Source organism: Nocardiopsis sp. YSL2 (assembly GCF_030555055.1).
GTDB lineage: Bacteria > Actinomycetota > Actinomycetes > Streptosporangiales > Streptosporangiaceae > Nocardiopsis.
On sequence record NZ_JAMOAO010000001.1, the window covers coordinates 3748357 to 3772978 of the forward strand.

Genomic DNA, 24622 nt, shown 5'->3' on the forward strand with positions numbered 1-24622 from the left:
GCGCTTGCCGAGGTGACTTTACCTGAAGGGAACTCACCTCTCCAGAGGGTCTCGCGCGCATGGGTGATCGGTCGGCCACTTTCGGCCACGGTGATCGGGCGCCGCCTCCGGTGCCGGTGTCCCGACCAGACGCCCTCGGACGTGCACCAGGCATGGGAGGACACGCACGGCCGGGCGGCCCCGGGGCTGCTCCTCGGGTGGGGAGCTCCCGGACCGTGGTCAGCCGGTGACGGCCGCGACCAGGTCCTCGCGTTCGCCCGGGGCCTCGGGGCGCAGGGACCGGGCGGTGGAGACCAGGTCGACCCGGCTGCCGGGGTCGGAGGTGAGGCACACGACCACGCCGTCGTTGAGATGGGTGCGCAGCTCGGCGGGGGTGCTCCCGCCGCGGTAGACCGCGACCGCGCCGTCGGTGTTCCGGCAGCGCACGTCCGGGAACTCGCATCCCGACCGGATGCCCTCCGAGCCCCTGGCCCGCGCTCCCGTCCAGGTGTGCACGTACACGGGAGTGCCCTCGGGATCGCGGTAGGTCAAGCGCAGGGCGCCGTCGACCTCGTGGACCTCGTCCGGGGACCAGTTCGGGTGGTCCAGCACCGCGATGGTCTGGTCGAAGGACTCGATCTGCTCCCGTGAGCGCTCGTCGGCGGCTCGGGCGAGTACTGCGTCGGAGACGACGGGCAGCGCGGTGAGCAGCGCCGCGACCACCACCACCGCGGGCAGGACTCCCGCCTGGAATCGGTCGGGCAGGCTGCCCCAGGCCATGCAGGCGCCCATGCCCAGGGTCGCGACGGCGGCGCTCAGTACCGCGATGCCGATGGTGGTGTTGCCCGGGACCGGTGTGGCCGCCGGGGCCAGGAAGGCGACGAACACGGGCGTGGCCATGGCGGTGACCGTCACCAACGACGCCGCGGAGGTGGGGTGGTTGACCCCCGCGCCCTCCAGCCAGCGGGTTCCCAACCAGGTCATGAGCAACACGACGCCCGCCACCAGCGGGGCGAACACCAGGACTCCCATGCCCGCGCCGCTCATGGTCAGGGCCTCGGCCGCCTCCCACAGCCCGATGGGGAACAGCGACATCACCGGCGCACCGACCAGGCACAGGGCGAGTACCGCACCGACCGCGGTGACTCTCGGCCGGCCCGTGGGCGCTCGTGGCAACACGCCGTCCAATGACCGCATATTTCCTCCCGGCGGGGAGGACACGTTACGCCGTTTGGGGCTTGGGCGCCAGATGTGGCACGTGGGGATCGCTCTTGACGCCCGCGTCCGCATCGTCTCCCGCGTGTCGGCGCGAGGTCAATGAACGGTCACCCGCGCGTCGCGAAGCGACGCGTTTCCCCATGAATCGGTGCGTTCCGGTCGACCTGTGCCGCGGCGCGGGGAACTACCCGTCCAGCTTGCGCAGGTACGGGCGGCGGATGGCGTTGAACTGCGACCACTGGGGGTCGAGGTGCGTACGCAGCTTCACCTCTCCCTCGGTCCAGTCCATCAGGGCCGCCTCGAACTCCGGCAGCACACCGGAGTCCGGGTCCAGGTAGTAGTGGTACTGGCGGCGCCCGCCGGTGGTCTGCCGGGCGAAGAGCGCGCCGTTGTCCCCGAGCAGAACGGCCAGCCGCTCCTCCAGCTCCGTCAGCGCGGCGAGCGACTCCTCCGCCGGAAGCCGGTCCTCGTCCAGGTGCGTGTAGGGGACGACCACGTGCACGTACAGCGACAATGCCGGGTAGTCGCGCCGGGTCAGGGGGTGTCTGATCCGGAACTCCAACCCGCCCTGGATCGGCACCCGGCCCTCGAAGCCGGCCCATCCGCCCGGGCCGCCGAGGAGGTCGACCATCTGGCGGACGACCGCCGGCATGGCCGTGGGCGACAGCGGGTCCAGAGGCGCCTCGTCCAGCGGAGCCACCTTCCCGATCCACCGCACCATGTCGTCCTCGCCCAGGGCCAGCAGGGTGACGTGCTCGGCGACGCCCTGGCGGGTCTCCTCCGACAGGAACATGTTGTCGGGGTGGTAGACGCCCACCTCGATCCGGGCGGTGGCCTGGTTGACCCGCATCGACACCGAGACGTGCGACAGGTCGAGCTCGTGGTCGTCCCAGGTGACGGTGGAGGAGAGCTTCTCGTGGTCGGCGCGTCGGACCGGGAGGAAGGTCCACTGGTCGTCCTCGGGCGCCGACCGGGCCCAGCGCTCCGCCTGTACACGGGCCTCCTCCGAGGTGCCCGGGCGCAGGGTCATCGCGTAGAGCGGGCCCTCGGTGAGCTTGGAGGGGTCGTCCATCGCCGCGAGCTGCTCCAGGAGCTTGCTGGGGTCCGCGTCCATCGACAGGTCGAGGTCGTCCAGGCCACCGCTCGGACGGCTCGGTGCCCGGCCCACTTCCCAGTCCAGGTCCGGATGGATCCTCCTGACCAGCTCGCTCACCTCCTCGGACACCTCGGACGGAGCCGGCTGCTCTGACTCGACGGCGTTGGCGAGCGCATCGCGCGCGGTCGGCCAGGCGTCCCAGAACGCGGTGACGGCGGAGGTGGAGTCGGCGGAGCGACGACGACGGAACAGAGCCATGGTCCGATTTTCGCAGAACCCGGCGACCACCCTCGCCGTGCCCCGGCGGGAGTGTCCCACCCCGCCCGAAATCCGTGGTCCGGACACCGAGCGGGCGCATACGCTGGTGTGCACTATGACTTTGCGTGTACTGGCCGCCATGTCCGGCGGAGTCGATTCCGCGGTCGCCGCGGCCCGTGTGGCCGAGGCGGGCCACGACGTCACCGGCGTTCACCTGGCGCTCTCCAAGAATCCACAGTCCTATCGCACGGGCGCGCGCGGCTGCTGCACCGTCGAGGACTCCCACGACGCCCGCCGGGCCGCCGACGTCATCGGTATCCCGTTCTACGTGTGGGACATGTCGGAGGAGTTCGACCGGGAGGTCGTGCAGGACTTCGTCGCCGAGTACGAGTCGGGCAACACGCCCAACCCGTGCCTGCGGTGCAACGAGAAGATCAAGTTCGAGGCGGTCCTGGACCGGGCGATCGCGCTGGGCTTCGACGCCGTGGCCACCGGGCACCACGTGCGCAAGATCGACGGGCGCCTCGTACGCAGCGTCGACGCCGCCAAGGACCAGTCCTACGTCCTGGGCGTGCTCGACGCCGAGCAGCTGGCGCACGCCGTGTTCCCGCTCGGCGACTGCACGAAGGAGGAGGTGCGCGCCGAGGCCGACCGGCGCGGCCTGTCGGTGGCCGACAAGCCCGACAGCCACGACATCTGCTTCATCACCGACGGCGACACCGCGGGCTTCCTGAACCGGCGCATCGGCGAGAAGCCCGGCCCCATCCAGGACGAGGACGGCAACGTGGTGGGCACCCACAACGGGGCGCACACGTTCACCGTGGGCCAGCGCAAGGGCCTGGGCCTGGGCGGCGCCGCGCATCCGCGCTACGTGCTGTCCATCGAGCCGGTCCAGAACACCGTGACGGTGGGTCCGCGCGCGTCGCTGGCCGTGGACGAGATCACCGGCGTACGGCCGGTGTGGAGCGGATCCGGCGCGCTGACCGAGCCGACCGAGTGCCACGTGCAGCTGCGCGCCCACGGTGAGGTGTACCCCGCGACGGTGTGGCAGCGCGAGGCCGACGGCGGCGACGAGCTGGTCGTGCGACTGGCCGAGCCGGCCGCGGGTGTGGCCACCGGGCAGGCCGTGGTGGTCTACGACGGCGACACGGTTCTGGGGTCGGCGACGATCTCGGCGACCGCGCGCTCGGGCGCGCTGCGCACCGGAGCGAGCACCGGCTGAGCCCCGTCGCGCGGCCGTGCGGTCGGCGCCGCTCGGAGGAGGAACCGGCCGGTGAGGGGCGGATCTCCTTCGGCCGGGCCCCCTGACCCTTGCCGAAGTTAGGTAAGGCATAGCATAGTTGCTGCTCGAGGAAGGGGGCCTGTCCATGGCCGAGTTCGGTTTCCTTGAGGGGCAACCCTTCTGGATCGTCTACTTCGCGCTGCTCGGCATCGTCCTGTGCCGCGCCCAGGCCACGTACTGGATCGGCCGCGGCCTGGGAGCCGGGGTGACGCGCAGCCGGACGGGCCGGCGGCTCGGTCCGCGGCTGGACCGCGCCCGACGGAGCATCGACCGCTACGGCGCCCCCGTCGTCACCCTGAGCTTCTGCACCGTCGGCGTGCAGACCGCCGTCAACCTGGCGGCGGGCGCGATGCGCATGCGGTTCCCCCGCTACCTCGCCGCCATGGTCGTGGGCTGTCTGATCTGGGCCGGGCTGTGGGGCGTGGTCATCTCCGGGCTCGTCGGCACCTGGTGGACCCTCTTCCTGGGGTCCCCGTGGCTCGCCATCGGCGTGGCCCTGCTGGCGGCCGTCGTGGTCGCGGTCCTGGTACTGCGCTCCCGCCGCCGCGACCGGACGCCCACCGCCCCCGAGGACTCCTCCGCGCCCGTGTGACCGGCCGCTGACGCCGGACTCCCGGCGGTCCCTCGACGGAAAGCCCCCGGCTTCCGCGCTGTGCGGCCGACGTTGCCCTAACCTTGGGCATCGTGACCGAACAGCACCCCTATCCCTGGCCCGACGCCTCCTGCACCGGGGTCGGGTCCTGGCCGGGAGAAGACCCCGACGAAGCCATGCGCACCCTCAGCGGTGAGCTCCCCGACCTCCTGCACCTGCCCGAGCTGCCCGACCGCGGTGTCGGCGCCGACATGATCGGCCGCACCGGCGGGCTCCTCGTGGACTTCCCCGTGGAGGTCCAGCCCAGCGCCTGGCGGGTCGCCGACACGCCGGGCCGCGACCTCGCACGCGCCACGAGCCTGATGTCCTACGACCTCGACGCGCTCACCGAGCACGCCCACGGCTACACCGGCACCCTCAAGATCCAGGTCGCCGGGCCCTGGACGCTGGCCGCGTCGATCGAACTGCGCAACGGCCAGCGCCTGGTCTCCGACCCGGGCGCCTGCCGCGACCTCGCCGAGTCGCACCGCGAGGGCGTCCTGGCCCACCTGGGCGAGGTCCGCCGACGGGTCCCCGGCGCGCGCGTCCTGGTCCAGGTCGACGAGCCCTCCCTGACCGCGGTCCTGCTCGGCTCCCTACCCACCGCCAGCGGCTTCGGGCGGGTGCGCGCCGTGGACCGCGTGCGCGTCGAGGCCGTCCTGCGGGAGCTCTTCACCGCTCTGGAGGAGGCCGGTGCCGTGCCCGCCGCGCACTCCTGCGCCTCCGGCCCGCCCATCGACCTGCTCCGCCGCAGCGGCGCCAGGGCCCTGAGCCTCAACGCTCTGCTGCTCACCCGGGACCACGACGAGATGATCGGTACCGCCGTGGAGTCCGGCGTCGGCCTGCTGCTCGGCGTCGTCCCCTCGTCCGACGCCCCGCCCGCGGACACCTCCGAAACGTCCGGCGCCACCAGCGCACGGGGGTCGCTGCGGTCCCCCCGAATGTCCGACGCCGCCGCTACCGTCGATCCTGTACGCGAGCTTTGGAACCGGTTGGGAATCACCCCTGACCTGCTCTCCCGCGCGGTGGTCACCACGCCGACGTGCGGGCTCGCGGGAGCCACGCCCGGGTACGCGCGGGCGGCCCTGGACGCCGTTCGCGCCGGAGCCAGGGTCCTGCGGGACGAGCCCCGCCGGTAGGGCGTCCCGCGGACCCGCGACCGCGACAGGCGAGCACGAGAGCAGCAGAAAGGCGTTGACCGAGTGAGCGCGCTTCACAGCACGACCGACATCCCCGACGAGGTACGCGCCCGCCACACCGAGTTGTGCCGGGAGCTGGACGACCACAGCTACCGGTACTACCTGGGCAAGCCCATCGTCTCCGACGCCGAGTACGACGGCCTCATGGCAGAGCTGCGCGGCATCGAGGACTCCTACCCGCAGCTGATCACGCAGGACTCGCCCACGCAGAAGGTCGGCGCCCCCATCAGCGTCGACTTCGCCGAGGTCGAGCACCTGGTCCGGATGGAGAGCCTGGGCAACGCCTTCGACACCGACGAGCTCAACGCCTGGGCCGACCGCGCCTCGGCCGAGGTGCCCGTCGACGCCTACCTGTGCGAGCTCAAGATCGACGGGCTGGCCGTCGACCTGGTCTACGAGCGGGGCCGCCTCGTCCGCGCCGCCACCCGTGGTGACGGCCGGGTGGGCGAGGACATCACCCTCAACGTGCGCACCATCGATACGGTCCCCGAGCAGCTCGACGAGAGCGTCCGGCCGGCGCCCGAACTGCTGGAGGTGCGCGGCGAGGTCTTCCTGCCGGTCAAGGAGTTCGGCGAGCTCAACGAGCGCATCACCGCCACCGGCGAGCACACCCCTTTCGCCAACCCGCGCAACGCCGCCGCCGGGTCGCTGCGGCAGAAGGACCCCCGCGTCACCGCCACCCGGCCGCTGTCGATGATCGTGCACGGCGTGGGCGCCTACGTCCCCGCCGGGTACGGCGAGGCGGAGGGGGGATGGGGCGTCGACGCCCCCGGGGGCGCTCCTGAGGAGGTGAAGCTCACCAGCCAGTCGCAGGCCTACACCCTCCTGGGGGAGTGGGGACTGCCCCTGAGCGACCGCTACCAGGTCGTCGACTCCATGGCGAAGGTGCGCGACTACGTCGACCACTACCGGGCCAACCGCCACGAGCCCGCCTACGAGATCGACGGCATCGTCATCAAGGTCGACGACTTCGGGCTCCAGCGCCGACTGGGCTCGACCAGCCGGGCCCCGCGCTGGGCGATCGCCTACAAGTACCCGCCGGAGGAGGTCACCACCCGGCTGGTCGACATCAAGGTGGGCGTGGGCCGCACCGGCCGCGTCACCCCCTACGGCGTGATGGAGCCCGTGCTCGTGGCGGGCTCGGAGGTCGAGTTCGCCACCCTGCACAACGCCCAGGAGGTCGCCCGCAAGGGTGTGCTCATCGGCGACATCGTGACCCTGCGCAAGGCGGGCGACGTCATCCCCGAGATCGTCGGCCCGGTCGTGGAGCGCCGCGACGGCAGCGAGCGCGAGTTCGTGATGCCGAAGAACTGCCCCGAGTGCGGGACCGAGCTGGGCCAGCAGAAGGAGGGCGACGTCGACCTGCGCTGCCCCAACGCCCGTTCGTGCCCGGGCCAGCTGCGCGAGCGCGTGGCCTTCATCGCCGGGCGCAAGGCCCTGGACATCGAGGCGCTGGGCTACGTGGCCGCGACCGCCCTCACCCAGCCCCTGGAGCCGGCCGACCCGCCGCTGCGCGACGAGGGCGACCTGTTCGACCTCACCGTCGACCAGCTGCTGCCGATCCGCACCCACGTGCTCGATCCCGACACCACCGAGCCCAAGACCGATCCCAAGACCGGTGAACCCAAGGTCGTGTCGTTCTTCGCCAATCTCAAGGGCGAGCCGAAGAAGACGGTCGAGAAGCTCTTCGAGCAGCTGGAGGAGGCCAAGTCCAAGCCGCTGTGGCGGGTGCTGGTGGCGCTGTCCATCCGGCACGTGGGCCCGCGGGCGGCCGAGGACCTGGCCCGGCACTTCCGGTCCATGGATGCGATCCGCCAGGCCGACGAGGAGGAGCTGGCGGCCGTGGACGGCATCGGCCCCACCATCGCCGCCTCGATCCGCGAGTGGTTCGCCGTGGACTGGCACGCCGAGATCGTGCGCAAGTGGGCGGCGGCCGGTGTGCGCATGGAGGACGAGGCACCCGAGTACGGGTCGGACCTCCTGGCGGACGTGACCGTGGTCGTGACCGGCGGCCTGGAGGGCTTCACCCGCGACAGCGCCAAGGAGGCGATCGCCGAACGCGGCGGACGGGCGACCTCGTCGGTGTCCAAGAAGACCGGTTTCGTGGTGGCGGGGGAGAGCCCGGGCTCCAAGTACGACAAGGCCGTGAAGCTGGGCGTGCCCATCCTCGACGAGGCCGGGTTCCGGGTGCTGCTCGAGGAGGGTGCCGAGGCGGCCCTGACGCGGCGTCTCAACCCCGAGCCCGAGACGGACGAGTAACCCGCCCAGGACACGGACGGGGCCGGCCGGAGGGGGGAGGGCGTGCCGGCGCCACGCGCCCGGGACGCGGTGGCGCCGCGCCCGCCGCTCCTCCCGGTCTCCTACGACCGGACCACCCGGTCACCGGACCGCGGGGCCGTGACGGCCCCGCGGTCCGCTGTTCTCCACGGCAGCCGATCCCGCGCGCCCGTCGGCGTGCGGGGAACCCGAGGCGTGGGGCGTTCGTTCGACTCGGCGGCGGTCCATGCCGATTTCTCCCGGATGCGCACGGGTTTCGTTCGTGCATTCCGATGACTTTGGCTCGTTTGTCACCACACGAGCACACGACTTGGTTAACTGATAGTTCTCGGTAAGCGACAGTTGGTGACGAAACGACGTAAGATGGACACCAATACCCGGGATGCCTGGCATCCGAACCCGGATTCGGCCACGAGGGGTGGCAGGATCACGGGCACCCCGAACCGGCAGGATCGGCGGCCCGCGCGCCGCCCGCTCCGCGTTCCCCTCACGAGGTCAACGGATGAAGGATCCCCACAGCACCAGGGACATCGGTCCACGGGTCGGCACACCGCTCTGGCTGTACATGGTGAGCGCCGTCGTCGCCGGCACGGGCGTGCTCGTCGTCTCCGGCCTCGACGTCGGCCTCGACCAGATCACCGGCCTGGTCGGCCAACCCCTCGTGTGGGTCCTGCTCTGCATGATCATCCTCGGTGAGCTCAGACCGGTGGCCGTGCGCGGCCAGTCCATGGACGGGGGATCGCCCACCTCCCTGCCGTTCACCCTGGCCATCGTCATCTACTACGGGTTGCCCGCGGCCGCGCTCCTGCAGGCCGTGGCCGCCGTCGTCGCCGGTTTCGCCCGCGGACACGCCGCCCACCGCAACGCCTTCAACGCCGCGCAGTACACCCTCTCCCTCGGTGTCGCCGACGCCGTCCTGCGCCTCCTCCAGCCCACCCTCGCCCGACTCGACGTGCTGCCCACCGGCGGTGAGCTCGCCGTCGTCGCGCTCGCGGGAGTCGCCTACCTCGTCGTCAACCGCATCCTGGTCATGTGCGCCGTGGCCATGCACGAACGCGTCCCCCTCCAGCAGGTCCTGTTCAAGGACCTGAGCCAGCAGCTGCACATCAACGCCGTCCTGGTCAGCCTCGCCCCGCTCGTGGTCGTGGCCATGACCTACTCGGTGCTCTACGTGCCCCTGTTCGCCTTCCCCCTCAGCGCACTGCACGCCAGCGCCCTGATGCTGGTCAGGCGCGACCACCAGGCCAACCACGACGAACTGACCGGCCTGGCCAACCGCACCCTGATGACGAAGCGCGCCCAGGAGGAGATCTCCCACGCCCGCCAGCGCGGCGGCCGGGTCGGTCTGCTCCTGCTCGACCTCGACCGCTTCAAGGAGGTCAACGACACCCTCGGCCACGCCACGGGCGACCGCCTCCTGGAGACCGCGGCCGGACGGCTCGTCCACAGCGTCCGCCCCGGCGACCTCGTGGCCCGGCTCGGCGGCGACGAGTTCGCCGTCCTGCTGCCCCAGGTGCGCGACACCGACGCCGCCGCCGAGGTCGCCGCCCGGCTGCGCGGCGCCCTGGGCGAGCCCGTGCGCCTCAACGGCGTCGACCTCGACCTGGAGGCGAGCATCGGGATCGCGCTCTACCCCGACGACGCCACCGAGTTCGAGCCCCTCATGCAGCGCGCCGACGTCGCCATGTACGTCGCCAAGGCCGGGCGCACCGGTGTGGAGTCCTATGACCCCGGCAAGGACCGCAACTCCACCGCGCGCCTCAGCCTGTTCAGCGAACTGCGCAGGGGACTGGCGGAGGGCGCGCTGGAGATGCACTACCAGCCCAAGGTCCGCCTCTCCGACGACCGGCCCATCGGGCTGGAGGCCCTCGCCCGCTGGCGCCACCCCACCCGCGGCCTCCTGGCCCCCGGCGACTTCATGCCGATCGTGGAGGAGTCCCACCTCAGCCGCGCCTTCACCAGCCAGGTCCTGGACGCCACGCTGTCCCGTACCGCCCAGTGGCGCGCCGACGGCTTCCGCCTGCCGGTCTCGGTCAACCTCGGCGTCCGCGAACTCCTGGACCCGGCGCTGCCCGCCACCGTCGCCGAGGCGCTGCGCGAACACGACGTGCCGCCGGGCCAGCTCGTGCTGGAGATTGGCGAGCACGCCCTCATCGTCGACACCGAGGCGGCCACCGCCGCCATCCACCGGCTCCGCGACCTCGGTGTGGGACTCGCGCTCGACGACTTCGGGACCGGGCACTTCACCCTCGCCCAGCTCGCCGGACTGCCGCTGGACGAGGTCAAGATCCACGAGTCCTTCACCGCGCACCTCACCGGCGGGTCCGACCAGGGGCACACGGTCGTCCGCGCCGCCATCACCCTGGTCCGGGCACTGGGCATGCGCGCCACGGCCGAGGGCGTGCAGACCGCGGCGCTGGCCGAGGCCGCACGGGAGACCGGCTGCCACGCCGCCCAGGGCCACCACTTCTCCCGCCCGCTGCCGGCCGACGAGGTCCAGGAGTGGCTCGCCGCACACGACGGCGGAACCGTCGCCGACACCACCGCCTGAACCCGGAGCGCCCGCGGACGCGGACCGGCACCGGCCACCGCGTCGGCGCCATAGGATTGGGTCGGTACACCCGTCCGTCGAAGAAACGGTTCTCCACTGATGACCGCCATCACCCGCGATGAGGTCGCACACCTCGCCCGGTTGTCGCGGCTGGCGCTCGACGAGAGCGAGCTCGACACGCTCGCCGCCCAGCTCGGTGACATCCTCACCGCCGTGGCCAAGGTGCAGGAGGTCGCCAAGGGCGACATCCCGCCGAGCTCGCACGCCCTGCCGCTGACCAACGTCTACCGACCCGACGAGGCCCGGCCCTGCCTCACCCCGGAGCAGGCCCTGGCCGGTGCCCCGGCGGTGGAGGAACAGCGGTTCCGGGTTCCGCGGATCCTCGGGGAGGAAGAGTAGATGAGCGACGTCATCAGCCTGACCGCCGCCGACCTCGGCGCGGCCATCGGCGCGGGCGAGGTGTCCTCCGAGGAAGCCACCACGGCCTACCTCGACCGGGTCTCGTCCGTGGACGGCCGGATCGGCGCCTTCCTGCACGTGGACCGCGACGTCGCGCTGGCCCAGGCCCGCGCCGTCGACGCCCGCCGCGCGTCCGGTGAGGAGCTGGGCCCGCTCGCCGGTGTCCCGGTCGCCCACAAGGACGTGTTCAGCACCACGGACATGCCCACGACCGCCGCCTCCAGGATCCTGGAGGGCTGGCGTCCGCCCTACGACGCCACCGTCACCGCGCGGCTGCGCGAGGCCGGCCTGGTCATCATGGGCAAGACCAACATGGACGAGTTCGCCATGGGCTCCTCCACGGAGAACTCCGCCTACCAGGCCACCCGCAACCCGTGGGACACCGACCGCATCCCGGGCGGCTCCTCCGGCGGCTCCTCCGCCGCCGTGGCCGCCTTCGAAGCGCCGCTGGCCACCGGCACCGACACCGGCGGGTCCATCCGCCAGCCCGCCGCCCTGTGCGGCCTGGTCGGCGCCAAGCCCACCTACGGCGGCTCGTCCCGCTACGGGATGATCGCGTTCGCCTCCTCGCTGGACACTCCCGGCCCGTTCGCCCGCAACGTGCTCGACGCCGCCCTGCTCCACGAGGCCTTCTCCGGCCACGACCCCCGCGACTCCACCTCCATCGACGCCCCGGTCCCGCCGGTCGTCGACGCCGCCCGCCTCGGCGACGTCGAGGGACTGCGCGTCGGCGTGGTCAAGGAGTTGGACAGCGACGGCTTCCAGCCGGGCGTACGGCAGCGCTTCCACGAGACCCTGGAACTCCTGGAGTCCCTGGGCGCCAAGGTCGTGGAGCTGTCCTGCCCGAGCTTCGACGCGGCCCTGTCGGCCTACTACCTGATCGCGCCCAGCGAGTGCTCCTCCAACCTGGCGCGCTTCGACGCGATGCGCTACGGGCTGAGGGTGGGCGACGACGGCACGCGCAGTGCCGAGGAGGTCATGTCGCTGACCCGGGCCGAGGGCTTCGGCGCCGAGGTCAAGCGCCGCATCATCCTGGGCACCTACGCCCTGTCGAGCGGCTACTACGACGCCTACTACGGCAGCGCCCAGCAGGTGCGCACCCTGATCAAGCGCGACTTCGAGGCCGCGTTCGAGAACGTGGACGTGCTGGTCTCGCCGACCACGCCCACCACCGCGTTCCCGATCGGTGAGCGGTCGGAGGACCCGATGGCCATGTACCTGGCCGACCTGTGCACGATCCCGTCCAACCTGGCCGGGAACGCGTCGCTGTCGGTCCCGTGCGGCCTGGCGCCCGAGGACGGCCTGCCCGTCGGCTTCCAGATCATGGCCCCGCCGCTGGCCGACGACCGCACCTACCGGGTGGCGGCGGCCGTGGAGCGGACCCTGGCCGAGCGCGACGGCGACCTCCTGGCCCGCAGCCCCTACGCCGTGCAGGGCTGACCCCGACCCGCTGAGCGTCCGCCGCGCTCGCGCCCGTGCCCGCCGCGTCCCGACGCGGCGGGCACGCGTGTGTCCGGGGCCGGCGCGCCCGGGCCACGCGGGCCGGGGCGTGCCCGGAACGACGAAGGGCCCGTCCGTGCGATCTCTCGCACGGGCGGGCCCTCACACGTCACCGGGGGTCCGGGGACGGAAGGGGGTTAGCCCTCCACGTCGGACGTGTTGGCGGCCTTGCGGCGGCGGCTCAGGTAGATCGCACCGGCACCGGCACCCAGGGCGGCCACACCGGCCGCGACCAGACCGGCCAGCGCGCCACCGGTCACCGGCAGGCTGGGCGTGTTGTTGTCGTCGGCGGGCTCGGAGGGCTCCTCAGAGGGCTCCTCCGACGGCTGCTCGCTGGGCTCCTCGGAGGGCTCCTCGGACGGCTCCTCCGACGGCTCCTCGCTGGGCTCCTCGGTGGGCGGGGTGACCGCGGCGGTCCAGTCGACGCTGGCGGAGGCGGACACCGTGGCCTCGCCGCCCTCGGCGGTGATGAGGGTCTGGGTCGCCTTGTCGGGGTCCTCGCCCAGGAACAGGCGGCCGGTCTGCACCGTGGCGGTGGTCGACAGGCTGAAGGAGGCCGTACCGTCCTCGGCGTCCTCGGGGACGGTGAAGCCGACGGTGTCGCCGTCATCGACCGTGGAGACGGGCTCGCCGGTCTCGAGGTCCACGAGCTGGACGCCCTCGGGGACGTCGTCGCCCAGGGTGACCGGCACCTCGGTGGCGTTGGTCGCGATCTCGAACTCGCCGACGACGCCGCCGGCCTCACCGGAGGCCGACTCGGGGGTGATGCTCAGGGAGGCGTCGGGCTCCGCGGTCTGCGGCAGTTCCTCGGCGTTCTCGACGAGGTAGTCGTAGACCTCGGTGACACCGTCGGGGCGATTGCCGGTCAGGTCCGCGCCGTTGCTGAAGTGCCAGATGGCGGCCTGGGTGGCGCCCAGCGCCTCCTCGTCACCGAAGTGCCGGTTGTCGACCCCGGCCGCCTCGGCGAGCTCCTCGGCGGACTTGCGCGGGTAGCTGTTCTGCAGGATCCAGTGGACCTTGGCGGGCTCGGCGAATTCGCCGCGGCCGGGGTAGTTGGCCCACTCGTTCTCGTGGTACCACGCGCTGGAGCGGATACCGGTCTCGAGGTCGATGCAGTACGCGGTGAGGACGGTGCCGTCCTCCAGCCGGAGGTTGAAGAGGTTGGTGCCGACGTTGCTGCCGTCCATGCGGACCGTGGCACCGGTCTCGGCGTTGCCCGTGTACTGGGCGCGCACGGGGTCGGCTGCGGCGGGCGCGGCGAGGCCGAACGCCAGCAGACCGGCAGCGGCGGCGGCGAGGCCCGCGCGACCGGCGGAACGGGTGAGGGAGATCTTCGTCAAGTTGTGTCCCGGTGTCGTCTAGGGGTAACCGGTGGAAAACGCCAGTTCAGGTAGAACGGGCGACAGGGATTCCTCGGTGCCATCACGAACGGCGGCGTGAATCCTGATGGGGCCGTCTTGGGCGGTCACCACGGCCGGGTCCTGGGTCGGACGTCGATGCGAGGCACCCGTGGGGTAGGCACGTCATCCGGTGTGGTTCGCCAACGCGGGAGCGGGCCGCGCTCGTCGTGAAGGTCGCTGGGCCGATACTAGCGACCGCATAGGCCACTTCCAACCCGGTTGTCGGAAAATGTGATGCGAAACGGGCATGGACATATCAGGGCAAATCCAGACCGCATTGCCCGCCTGGAGAGAACGGGAGAGTCTCGGCGCAGGTGAAATGGGGTGGGCGTCAATCGCGGCGGCGGCGACCGAGCACCAGGATGAGCAGGCCGGACACGACCAGTGCTCCCGCGATGATCAACAGGGCCGACAACCAGGTCCCGGTGGAGGCCAGATCATCGTCGGGAATTCGGTCATCGTTCGCGGAGGGGCTTTCCGGCGGTGAGGGCTCCTCCACCCGGGCGCTCCCGGCCGCGGGGGCCTGCGTCGCGGGACCCTCCTCGGCGACCGGCTCCTCGCTGCGCGCCGCCTCTTCCTCCTCCGGCTCGGAGGGCGTACTCCGGTGCCATGTCAGCGTCGCCGCGGCGGAGCCGTTCATGGTGCCCGGCTCCGCGGTCACCAGCGGCTGCGTGCTGGCGCCGTCCCGGCCGGTGAACAGTCGGCCCTCGGGCAGCGGCAGGCCCCTGCCGTGCACGTGCACGGTCGCCACGCCCGCCGGGACCGAGGGGTCGACGTCGAGGTAGAGGCTGTCGCCGTCCCCGGCCCGGGAGACCCGTTGCCCCTCGCCGTCGACCAGCCACGACGCGGGAGCCCCGTGGACCGACAGGCGCAGGCTGCCCGACCCGGCGCTGCCCACGGTGAGCGGGCCGAGCGGGGCCTCGGGGGCGACGGCCTCCAAGACGTCGGGAGAGACGTCCAGGGACGGTTCCGCTGCGGTGTCCACCGCCTCGGCGCTGCCGTCCACGAGGAGGTCGTAGACGGCGACGACCGCGGCGTCGTTGGCGTCGCGGTCCAGATCGGCGCCGTCGAGCACGTGCCACAGCGCGGCCTGCGTCCCGGCGATCGCCTGGGCCTGGTCGACGTGCAGCGCGCCCGCGCCCACCGCCAGAGGTGTCAGGTCCACGCGGGGGTAGGAGTTGGCGACGATCCAGCTCGCGCGGTCGGCCGGGTCGGTGGCCTGGGGTACCTGCGCCCAGCCTTCGCGGTCCGACCAGTGCGACTCCACGTAGGCCGTGCGCGGTCGGACCTCCTGGTCCACGAGCGCCGCGTAGGCCCGCACGGAGTTACGTGCGCCCACGCGCAGGCTGAACAGGGAGGTGGAGGCGGAGCGTCCGTCGTCGAGCACGAGTTCGGCGCCGACGACGGGATCGCGGTCGACGCGGGAGAACTCGTCCGCGGTGGCGGCGGGTGCTCCGGTCAGGGTGCCGAACAGTCCTGCGGAAGCCAGCAGAACGGCGCACCGAAGCGGGATGCCCCTCATGTTCTGCTCCCGGGTGACGGGCGGCAGGCCGTTGCGGGGCCGGCCGGCGGATCGGTCAAGGTGGAGACACAGAATAACCGCGCGACACACTGGGTGACGGTAGAACCGTCCCACAGTGGCCCAATCGTGCGCTGTCCGTGACATCGCCCAGCGGCGGCCCAGGTGTCGGGCGTCACGGGGAGTGCCCGCCCGCCCCGGCGGGCGGGTTCCCGGAACCGCCCGCGGCCGCGGAGCCGGTCCGCGCGGAACGGGTCGGCCACTCCCGCGCGCTCGGTAGGCTGGTCCCGAAGGTATGTCCTCTACGGAAACGGGTTCGCGGCGATGGCCCACGCGGTAACTCCAAGCCCTGCCACTCACGGTGGTCCCACCCCGGTGGACTACGAGACGGCGCTGGCGACCTATGAGCCCGTGCTCGGGCTGGAGACCCACATCGAGCTGGGCACCGCCTCCAAGATGTTCTGCTCCTGCCCCACCGCTTTCGGCGCCGAGCCGAACACCCAGGTGTGCCCGGTCTGCCTGGCGCTGCCCGGCTCGCTGCCGGTCGTCAACGCCAAGGCCGTCGAGGGGGCCATCCGGCTGGGCCTGGCGCTCAACTGCTCCATCGCGCCCTGGGGCCGGTTCGCCCGGAAGAACTACTTCTATCCGGACATGCCGAAGAACTACCAGATCTCGCAGTACGACGAGCCGATCTGCGTGGACGGCCACCTCGACGTCACCGTCGACACCCCCGACGGTCCGCGCGAGTTCCGGGTGGACATCGAGCGCGTCCACATGGAGGAGGACACCGGCAAGTCCACCCACGTGGGAGGGTCCACCGGCCGGATCCACGGCGCCTCGCACTCCATCGTCGACTACAACCGCGCGGGCATCCCGCTGCTGGAGATCGTGACCAGGCCGATCACCGGCACCGGAGAGCTGGCGCCCCTCGTGGCGCGCGCCTACGCCGCCGAGCTGCGCGACCTCGTCCGCTCCCTGGGCATCTCCGACGTGCGCATGGAGGAGGGTTCCATGCGCTGCGACGTCAACGTCTCCATCAACGAGCGCGGCGCCGACGAGTGGGGCACCCGCAGCGAGACCAAGAACGTCAACTCCCTGCGCTCGGTGGAGCGCGCGGTCCGCTCCGAGATCGAGCGCCAGGCCGGTGTCCTGGAGGCCGGGCAGCGCGTGGTCCAGGAGACCCGCCACTTCCAGGAGAACACCGGTCGCAGCATCTCCGGCCGCAGCAAGGAAGAGGCGCAGGACTACCGGTACTTCCCGGACCCCGACCTCGTCCCGGTCGCTCCCACCGAGGAGTGGATCGAGGAGCTGCGCGCCGGCCTGCCCGAACTTCCCGCCGCCAAGCGCGCGCGGGTCCGTGCCGAGTGGGACCTCAGCGACACCGAGCTGCGCGACCTCGTCAACGCCGACGCCATCGACCTGGTCGAGGCCACGGTCGTCGCGGGGGCGCCCTCCGGCGAGGCGCGCAAGCTGTGGCTCAACGAGCTCTCCCGCCGCGCCACGGAGCAGGAGGTGGAGCTGTCCTCCCTGCCCATCACCCCGGCCCAGGTGGCGCGGATCATCGCCCTGGTCGCCGAGGGCACGCTCACCAACAAGCTCGCCCGCCAGGTGGTCGAGGGCGTCCTCGCCGGTGAGGGCGAGCCCGACGCCGTGGTCGAGGCCCGCGGCCTGAAGGTCGTCAGCGACGACTCCGCGCTCGGCGCGGCCGTCGACGAGGCCATCGCGGCCAACCCCGACGCCGCCGACAAGGTGCGCGGCGGCAAGGTGGCCGCGGCCGGCGCCCTGGTGGGAGCGGTCATGAAGGCCACCCGCGGCCAGGCCGACGCGGGCCGCGCCCGTGAACTGATCCTGGAGAAGCTCGGCGCGAGCTGACCGCTGCGGGACGGGCGGGTGCCGCGGGGTGGGGCGGATCTCATCGCCCCTTGACCGGGCGCTCACACCGCGGGGGCTAGTGTCGTGGGCGTGTCACGGTCCGGAGGGGGGCCGTGACACGTGCGGGAGCCCAGCCACCCCCGGTTACCTCGAGTGACCATTCCGTCGCCATGTCTCGGCCGGTCCTCAATCGTCGTGTGACCTGCCTTGCGTAGTGTGGCGGCACCACGGGGGCGCGTGCGGCCGTTCGGGGCGTCCCACGACCCGACTCCTTCCGGTCCGGAGGACGAGCGGGACATCGGGCGGCGGACCACGGCGCCGGGCGCAGCGACGCGTCCGGTAGCCGGAACGACGCCGGGTGGGTTCCCCATGTCCACGGAGAGAGCGCGGCCGAGAGCCGCCGCAGACCCACTGGGAGGTCGGTGATGGGGATCAGGGCACGCCGCCTGTGGACCGCAGTTCTGGGTGCGCTGTTCCTGCTCTACGTCGTCGGGACGTTCGTGCCTGCGGCGCAGTCCACGCTCACCGCGGTCATGGCCGAGTGGCCGACGTCCCTCGCGGCCGGTCTGGCGGGGGTGTCCCTGCTGGTCGCGTCGCGGCGGTGGGCGGCCACCGGCGCCGACCACGCCGCCCAGGTGGACGGCGCGGACGGTCCCGCCGCTCTGCGCAACCTCGGGCTGGCGTCCCTGGCCTGGGCCGCGGGCGGCATCACCCACGGCATCACCCGCCTCTTCGGCTCCAGCTCCGTGCTCTCGCTGACGTTGGGCGACCTGTTCGCGCTGGCCGCCCTGCCGCTCTTCGTGGTGGGCTTCACCCGGTTCGCCCCCTGGCCGGGGGGCCTGCGCACCGCGCTGCGCCACATCACCGACAGCTATGTGTGCGCCGCGGCCATCTTCTCCATCGTGTGGCTGCTGCTGTTCGCCCCGCAGTACCGGGAGCTGGGCGAGGGCGCCGGGGTACTGGGCTTCGCCCTAGTCTACCCGGTGGCCGACATCGTGGTGCTGTGCCTGCTCATCCCCCTGGTCTTCATGTCGCCGCACAGCACGCGGCGCGCGGTGCTGCTGGCGATCTCCTCGCTCATCGTCATCGCCGGCGCCGACCTCATCGGCGGGATCAGCCGGCTGACCGGGCCGCCCGTGGCCGGGGGGATCGAGTACCCGGTCAAGTTCCTGGGCTTCGCCCTGCTGGGCGCGCTGCCGTGGCTCGTGGAGCACCGGCCGGGATCGGTCCCGCGCCGGATCACCGGCCGCGGGCTGTACCGGTTCGCGCCCGAACTGGCCGCCGTGGGCGCGCTGGCCCTGGCGTCGATCGTGCTCAGCGTGGCGGCGCTGCGCCTGCCGGGAGTGGCGCCGGTGCTGCCGCTGGCCGCGGGTACGGCGGTGCTGGTCCTGCTGGTGCGGGTGCTGGGCATGCTGGAGGAGAACGCCACCCTGGCGCGCATGGTCCTCAACCGCGAGGGGCACTTCCACGAGCTGGCCCGCAACAGCGGCGACGTCATCCTCATCCTGGACCGGGACGGCGGGGTGTTCTACGTCAGCCCCGGCACGGCCGAGGCGTTCGGGTACCGGCTCGACGACGTCCTGGCGGCACCGGTCACGGCGCTCATCCACCCCGAGGACCTCGCGCGGACCAGGGCCGTCGACGGCCTGTTCGGCGACCGGGCGGGCCAGGGCGTGCACCTGCGGCTGCGGGTCCGCGCCGCCGACGGCACGTGGCGGCACACCGAGTCCACGGTGTCGCTGTACGAGCAGCCGGGCGAGCCCGACCGCCTCCTGGTGACGACCCGGGACATCAGCGCCCAGGTGGCGCTCCAGGACGAGGTCGAGCACCTGACCTTCCACGACGGGGTGACCGGTCTGCCCAACCGCGCCTACCTGGAGGAGCGCGCCAGCGACGTGCTGGCGCACCGGGCGATCAGCGACGACCCCGACACCGACATCGCGTGCGTCTTCCTGGACCTGGACGGGTTCACCGCGGTCAACGACTCCGCCGGCCACGTGCGAGGCGACCACCTGCTCGGACAGGCCGCCCGCAGGCTGCGCGGTGAGCTGGACTCGTCGGCGACGCTCGCCCGCTGGGGCGGGGACGAGTTCGCCGTCCTGGTGGAGGGTGTCACGCGCGCCCAGCGCGTGGTGGACCTGGCCGAGCGGCTGGGCCGGGTGATCGCCTCGCAGCCCTTCCAGGTGGCCGACCGGGACATCCTGCTGACCGCGAGTATCGGCGTGGCCTTCGCCGAGCCCACCTCCGACAGCGGTGAGCTGCTGCGCAACGCCGACGTGGCCATGACGCGCGCCAAGGAGCGCGGCGCCGGGCACGTGGAGGTCTACGCCGCCCACATGCACGACACCGTGGTCTCGCGGCTCGAACTGCAGATCCGGCTGCGCCAGGCGCTGGCGGCCGGGGAGTTCTTCCTGGAGTACCAGCCGATCGTGGACCTCGACAGCTCCCAGGTGACCGCGGTGGAGGCGCTGGTGCGCTGGGACCGCGACGGCGAGGTCGTGGGCCCGGACGACTTCATCGGGGCGGCCGAGGAGTCCGGCCTGATCGTGCCCCTGGGGGAGTGGATCCTGCGCGAGGCGTGCCAGAAGGTCGCCGTGTGGCGGGTCTCGGACTGGGACATCGGCCTGTCGGTGAACCTGTCCGTCAAGCAGGTGCTCTCCGACCGCTTCGTGTCGACCGTGGAGGCGGTGCTGGCCGAGTCCGGCCTGCCCGCGGAGGTGCTGACGCTGGAGGTCGACGAGGAGGTGCTGCTGGACGACGTCGGTGAGGCCGTCCTGCGGCTGGGCGAGCTGCGCTCGTTGGGCGTCATGCTGGCCATCGACGACTACGGCATGGGCTACGCGTCCCTGGCCCACCTGCGCGAGCTGAGCGTGGACGCGATCAAGATCGACCCGCTGTTCACGGCCGACCTGGGCCGCGACGACACCGTCACCCTGCTGACGCACACGATCATCCAGCTCGGGCGCGACCTGGGGGTCCAGGTGGTGGCCGAGGGGATCGAGCGCTCCGAGCAGCTGGAGCAGCTGCGCACGATGGGCTGCGACCGCGGCCAGGGCTTCCTGGTGGCCCGCCCGATGCCGGCCTCCGGTGTGGAGTCCCTCGTCGGCGGCGAGAGCGGCGTCAACCTGTAGCGACGACTCCGGCGATTCGGGACGATAGGTCGTTCACCTGCGACGTCGGACGTGCGGCGGCTACGTTTCAGGCATGCCCTCATTCGAACACGAGTTCCCGCTCGACCTGATCCGGAACGACCCGGGTTTCGCGGCGGAACTCCTGCAGGAGGTCAGCGGGAAACCGCTGCCCGAGCACACCCGCGTGTGCTGCGACGCCGCGGCTCTGGGATCTCTGGAGGAGATCATGAAGTTGCGCGACTACGAGTTCAAGACCGAACTGATCGGCCGCCCCTTCCGCGAGGGCGAGGCCAAGGGGCTCGCCGAGTCCCTCCTCGTCTTCCTGGAGGGCCGGGGCATCGCCGTCAGTGACGAGGTACGCACAAGGGTCACCTCCTCGGCGGACCATGACGAGTTGCTGGGCTGGGTCCGCCGGGCGGCGACGGTGGAACGGGCCGAGGACCTGTTCCGCTGAGCGGGGCCTGTCCACGGCGTGGACGGCGGTACGTGCCCTGCGTTACACACGTCCGGTCACGCGGCGGCGTTCGCCGTGGTCACACGGCTGGCGTGTCGATGGATGAGGCCGCATGCTGACATATTCGTCTCGAATGATGAGACAAAATCGCGTTCTGGTTGACGCGCGACCACTCCTTCGGCCACTGTTGTCAGCGTGCAGAGCAACTCCCTGATTCTCGTACTTGGTCGGCGCGCAGCCCACTGAGTTTCTTCTGCTGCGCGCCACCCCTCAACCGCCATCGGGCGGTGGGGGTTTTTTTATTGCCACACCAGGCCATGAGTCAGACCCACCAAGCCAGAGCCGCTGTACCCGCTCTGGACCCTCGCTGAAGGATCTTGAGATGACCGAGCAGATGACCGGCGCCCAATCGCTGATCAGGTCGCTGGAGCACGTCGGCGTTGACACTGTCTTCGGGATTCCCGGCGGCGCCATCCTCCCCGCGTACGACCCCCTCTACGACTCGGCCAAGGTGCGCCACATCCTCATGCGCCACGAGCAGGGAGCCGGCCACGCGGCCGAGGGCTACGCCTACGCCACCGGCAAGCCCGGCGTGTGCATGGCCACCAGCGGCCCCGGTGCCACGAACCTCGTGACACCGCTGGCCGACGCCCACATGGACTCGGTGCCCATGGTCGCCATCACCGGCCAGGTCGCCGCGCCCATGATCGGCACCGACGCATTCCAGGAAGCGGACATCTGCGGCATCACGATGCCGATCACCAAGCACAACTTCCTGGTCAAGGATGTGCGGGACATCCCGCGCACCATCTCCGAGGCCTTCCACATCGCCTCCACCGGCCGCCCCGGCCCGGTGCTCGTCGACATCTCCAAGGACGCCCTGCAGGCCGCGACCGAGTTCGTCTGGCCCGAGCGCATGGACCTGCCGGGCTACCGCCCGGTCACCAAGCCGCACGGCAAGCAGGTGCGCGAGGCCGCGCGGATGATCGCCGAGGCCAAGCGCCCCGTCCTGTACGTCGGCGGCGGGGTCCTGCGCGCCGGGGCCTCCGCCGAGCTGCGTGTCCTGGCCGAGCTCACCGGCGTCCCGGTCGTCACCACGCTGATGGCCCGCGGCGTCTTCCCCGACAGCCACCCGCTGTGCGTGGGCATGCCCGGCATGCACGGCGACGTCGCCGCCGTCGGCGCCCTGCAGAAGGCCGACCTGGTCGTGGCACTGGGCGCCCGCTTCGACGACCGCGTCACCGGCCGGCTGGACTCCTTCGCGCCCGACGCCAAGGTCGTGCACGCCGACATCGACCCGGCCGAGATCTCCAAGAACCGCCACGCGGACGTGCCCATCGTCGGTGACTGCCGCGAGGTCCTGGCCGACCTGGTCGTGGCCGTGCGCGCCGACCAGGAGAAGGGCCGCGAGGGCGACTACGCCGCCTGGTGGCACCAGCTCAACCGGCTGCGCGACACCTACCCCAAGGGATACGAGCCGCACGACGGCGACTCCCTGGCCCCGCAGGCCGTCATCGAGCGCCTGGGCAAGCTCGTCGGCCCGGAGGCCACCTACGTCGCGGGCGTCGGCCAGCACCAGATGTGGGCCGCCCAGTTCGTCGACTACGAGCGGCCCGGAGCCTTCGTCAACTCCGGCGGCCTCGGCACCATGGGCTTCTCCGTTCCCGCGGCGCTGGGCGCCAAGGCCGGCGACCCCGACCGCGTCGTGTGGTCGATCGACGGGGACGGCTGCTTCCAGATGACCAACCAGGAACTGGCCACCTGCGCCATCGAGGGCATCCCGATCAAGGTCGCGGTCGTCAACAACGGCAACCTGGGCATGGTCCGCCAGTGGCAGACCCTGTTCTACGAGGGCCGCTACTCCAACACCGACCTGCAGACCTCGCCCAAGGACGAGAAGGTCCGCATTCCCGACTTCGTCCGCCTCGCGGAGGCGTACGGTTGTGTCGGCCTGCGGTGCGAACGCCCCGAGGACATCGACTCGACCATCGAGAAGGCCATGTCCATCAACGACGCCCCCGTCGTCGTGGACTTCACCGTCAGCCACGACGCGATGGTCTGGCCGATGGTCGGCCCCGGTGTCAGCAACGACCAGATCCAGTACGCGCGCGACATGGCGCCGAACTGGGAACACGAGGACTAGGAGAAGGCCGAACCACCATGAGCAGTCACACGCTTTCCGTTCTGGTGGAGGACACCCCGGGCATCCTCGCCCGCGCCTCCTCACTGTTCTCCCGCCGCGGCTTCAACATCGACTCGCTCAGCGTCAGCACGACCGAGTACCCAGGACTGTCCCGGATGACAATCGTGGTCAACTGCGACCTCCACCCCTTGGAGCAGGTGACCAAACAGCTCAACAAGCTGATCAACGTCGTCAAGATCGTGGAGATGGACACCACCGCTTCGGTCCGCCGCGAGCTGCTGCTCGTCAAGGTCAAGGCCGACGCGTCCAGCCGCACCCACGTGCTGCAGACGGCCGAGCTCTTCCGCGCCCACGTCGTGGACGTCAGCCCGGACGTCGTCGTCATCGAGGCGACCGGGGACCCCGAGAAGCTCGATGCCCTGGTGAAGAACCTGGAACCCTTCGGAATCCGGGAGCTCGTCAAGTCGGGGCTGGTCGCCCTGGGGCGCGGGCCCCGGTCGATCACCGACCGCTCCCTGCGCGCGGTCGACCGCAGCGCCTGAGGACCGGGCCGACACGGGGCCCGTACCAGGTTCCGAACGAACATCAGTAACAGTTCCTCCCCGCGCACGCGGAGATGATCCCAAGGAGTAACCCCAAGTGGCAGCACAGATGTACTACGACGACGCCGCGGACCTCTCGCTCATCCAGGGCAAGAAGGTCGCCGTGATCGGTTACGGCAGCCAGGGCCACGCGCACGCGCTGTCGCTGCGGGACTCGGGCGTGGACGTGCGGATCGGCCTGGCCGAGGGATCCAAGAGCCGGGCCAAGGCCGAGGAGGAGGGCCTGCGCGTCCTCAGCCCCGCCGAGGCCACCCGCGAGGCCGACGTGGTCATGATCCTGGTTCCCGACCACATCCACCGCGACCTGTACGCCCAGGAGATCGCGCCCAACCTCGAAGCCGGCAACGCGCTGTTCTTCGGTCACGGCTTCAGCATCCGCTACGGCCTCATCACCCCGCCCGAGGGCGTGGACGTCGCCATGATCGCCCCCAAGGGCCCGGGCCACCTCGTCCGCCGCCAGTACGAGGCCGGGCGCGGGGTGCCCTGCCTGGTCGCGGTGGAGAAGGACGCCAGCGGACAGGCCTGGGACCTGGCGCTGTCGTGGGCCAAGGGCATCGGCGGCACCAAGGCCGGCGTCATCAAGACCACGTTCACCGAGGAGACCGAGACCGACCTCTTCGGTGAGCAGGCCGTGCTGTGCGGCGGTACCGAGGAGCTGGTCAAGGCCGGGTTCGCCACCCTCGTGGAGGCGGGCTACCAGCCGGAGATCGCCTACTTCGAGTGCCTGCACGAGCTCAAGCTCATCGTCGACCTCATGTACGAGGGCGGCATCTCCAAGATGAACTGGTCGGTGTCGGACAACGCGGAGTACGGCGGCTACACCCGCGGCCCGCGCCTGATCACCGAGCAGACCCGCGAGGAGATGCGCAAGATCCTGGGCGAGATCCAGGACGGCAGCTACGCCAAGGAGCTCATGGACGAGTTCGACGCCGGGCAGCCGACGTTCTCCAAGCGCCGTGAGGCCGAGCAGGGCGAGAAGATCGAGAAGGTGGGCGCCGAACTGCGTCCGCTGATGAGCTGGCTGAAGGCCTAGCGAGCTCGCGAGCACTCG

17 protein-coding genes are annotated in these 24622 nt (G+C 71.6%); 13 read left to right on the forward strand and 4 right to left on the reverse strand.

The genetic code is table 11. From position 1 onward, the window contains the following. Nucleotides 1–219 precede the first annotated feature (219 nt). Both M1P99_RS16680 and M1P99_RS16685 read right to left on the reverse strand, forming a co-directional pair. Nucleotides 220–1176: a hypothetical protein gene (locus M1P99_RS16680; protein WP_304453539.1), complete on the reverse strand. Its 957-nt coding sequence runs from the start codon at nucleotides 1174–1176 to the stop codon at nucleotides 220–222. A gap of 205 nt (nucleotides 1177–1381) precedes the next feature. Next, nucleotides 1382–2551: a DUF695 domain-containing protein gene (locus M1P99_RS16685; RefSeq protein ID WP_304453540.1), complete on the reverse strand. Its 1170-nt coding sequence runs from the start codon at nucleotides 2549–2551 to the stop codon at nucleotides 1382–1384. A gap of 115 nt (nucleotides 2552–2666) precedes the next feature. On the opposite strand from M1P99_RS16685, the gene mnmA reads away from it, so the two are divergent. The 7 genes from mnmA to gatA all read left to right on the forward strand — a co-directional run bounded on the left by mnmA (nucleotide 2667) and on the right by gatA (nucleotide 12390). Next, nucleotides 2667–3773, forward strand: coding sequence for a tRNA 2-thiouridine(34) synthase MnmA (mnmA, locus tag M1P99_RS16690; protein ID WP_304453541.1), 1107 nt, complete (start codon nucleotides 2667–2669; stop codon nucleotides 3771–3773). 145 nt (nucleotides 3774–3918) lie between these two features. Continuing rightward, complete coding sequence (locus tag M1P99_RS16695; RefSeq protein ID WP_304453542.1) at nucleotides 3919–4425, forward strand: DedA family protein; 507 nt, start codon at nucleotides 3919–3921, stop codon at nucleotides 4423–4425. A gap of 92 nt (nucleotides 4426–4517) precedes the next feature. After that, nucleotides 4518–5603: a methionine synthase gene (locus M1P99_RS16700; protein ID WP_304453543.1), complete on the forward strand. Its 1086-nt coding sequence runs from the start codon at nucleotides 4518–4520 to the stop codon at nucleotides 5601–5603. 63 nt (nucleotides 5604–5666) lie between these two features. Beyond that, nucleotides 5667–7922 (forward strand): NAD-dependent DNA ligase LigA, encoded by a 2256-nt coding sequence (gene ligA / locus M1P99_RS16705; RefSeq protein WP_304453544.1) that lies wholly within the window; start codon nucleotides 5667–5669, stop codon nucleotides 7920–7922. Nucleotides 7923–8442: 520 nt separating this feature from the next. Further along, nucleotides 8443–10491, forward strand: a complete 2049-nt coding sequence (locus tag M1P99_RS16710) for a bifunctional diguanylate cyclase/phosphodiesterase (protein WP_304453545.1) — start codon at nucleotides 8443–8445, stop codon at nucleotides 10489–10491. 99 nt (nucleotides 10492–10590) lie between these two features. Beyond that, complete coding sequence (gene gatC, locus M1P99_RS16715) at nucleotides 10591–10890, forward strand: Asp-tRNA(Asn)/Glu-tRNA(Gln) amidotransferase subunit GatC (protein ID WP_053616098.1); 300 nt, start codon at nucleotides 10591–10593, stop codon at nucleotides 10888–10890. Beyond that, nucleotides 10891–12390 carry an Asp-tRNA(Asn)/Glu-tRNA(Gln) amidotransferase subunit GatA gene (gene gatA, locus M1P99_RS16720; RefSeq protein ID WP_304453546.1) on the forward strand — a complete coding sequence of 500 codons (1500 nt, stop codon included), beginning with the start codon at nucleotides 10891–10893 and terminating at the stop codon, nucleotides 12388–12390. It abuts the gene before it with no gap. A gap of 197 nt (nucleotides 12391–12587) precedes the next feature. Here gatA and M1P99_RS16725 read toward each other — a convergent pair whose 3' ends face one another. Continuing rightward, nucleotides 12588–13790 carry a thioester domain-containing protein gene (locus M1P99_RS16725; RefSeq protein WP_304453547.1) on the reverse strand — a complete coding sequence of 401 codons (1203 nt, stop codon included), beginning with the start codon at nucleotides 13788–13790 and terminating at the stop codon, nucleotides 12588–12590. A 391-nt stretch (nucleotides 13791–14181) separates the two neighbouring features. Continuing rightward, entirely contained in the window at nucleotides 14182–15372 is a 1191-nt protein-coding gene (locus M1P99_RS16730) for a thioester domain-containing protein (RefSeq protein ID WP_304453548.1), read from the reverse strand. A gap of 372 nt (nucleotides 15373–15744) precedes the next feature. On the opposite strand from M1P99_RS16730, the gene gatB reads away from it, so the two are divergent. The 6 genes from gatB to ilvC all read left to right on the forward strand — a co-directional run bounded on the left by gatB (nucleotide 15745) and on the right by ilvC (nucleotide 24604). Further along, a complete protein-coding gene (gene gatB / locus M1P99_RS16735) occupies nucleotides 15745–17241 on the forward strand; it encodes an Asp-tRNA(Asn)/Glu-tRNA(Gln) amidotransferase subunit GatB (RefSeq protein ID WP_304453549.1) in 1497 nt (498 codons plus the stop codon). A gap of 425 nt (nucleotides 17242–17666) precedes the next feature. Further along, nucleotides 17667–20372 (forward strand): bifunctional diguanylate cyclase/phosphodiesterase, encoded by a 2706-nt coding sequence (locus M1P99_RS16740; protein ID WP_304453550.1) that lies wholly within the window; start codon nucleotides 17667–17669, stop codon nucleotides 20370–20372. A gap of 73 nt (nucleotides 20373–20445) precedes the next feature. Beyond that, nucleotides 20446–20826: a hypothetical protein gene (locus M1P99_RS16745; RefSeq protein WP_304453551.1), complete on the forward strand. Its 381-nt coding sequence runs from the start codon at nucleotides 20446–20448 to the stop codon at nucleotides 20824–20826. 367 nt (nucleotides 20827–21193) lie between these two features. Continuing rightward, nucleotides 21194–22969, forward strand: a complete 1776-nt coding sequence (locus M1P99_RS16750; protein WP_304455724.1) for an acetolactate synthase large subunit — start codon at nucleotides 21194–21196, stop codon at nucleotides 22967–22969. A gap of 17 nt (nucleotides 22970–22986) precedes the next feature. Beyond that, nucleotides 22987–23511: an acetolactate synthase small subunit gene (gene ilvN, locus M1P99_RS16755; RefSeq protein ID WP_053616090.1), complete on the forward strand. Its 525-nt coding sequence runs from the start codon at nucleotides 22987–22989 to the stop codon at nucleotides 23509–23511. 97 nt (nucleotides 23512–23608) lie between these two features. Continuing rightward, on the forward strand, nucleotides 23609–24604 hold the full coding sequence (gene ilvC, locus M1P99_RS16760) for a ketol-acid reductoisomerase (protein WP_304453552.1): 996 nt from the start codon (nucleotides 23609–23611) through the stop codon (nucleotides 24602–24604). Nucleotides 24605–24622: the final 18 nt, after the last annotated feature.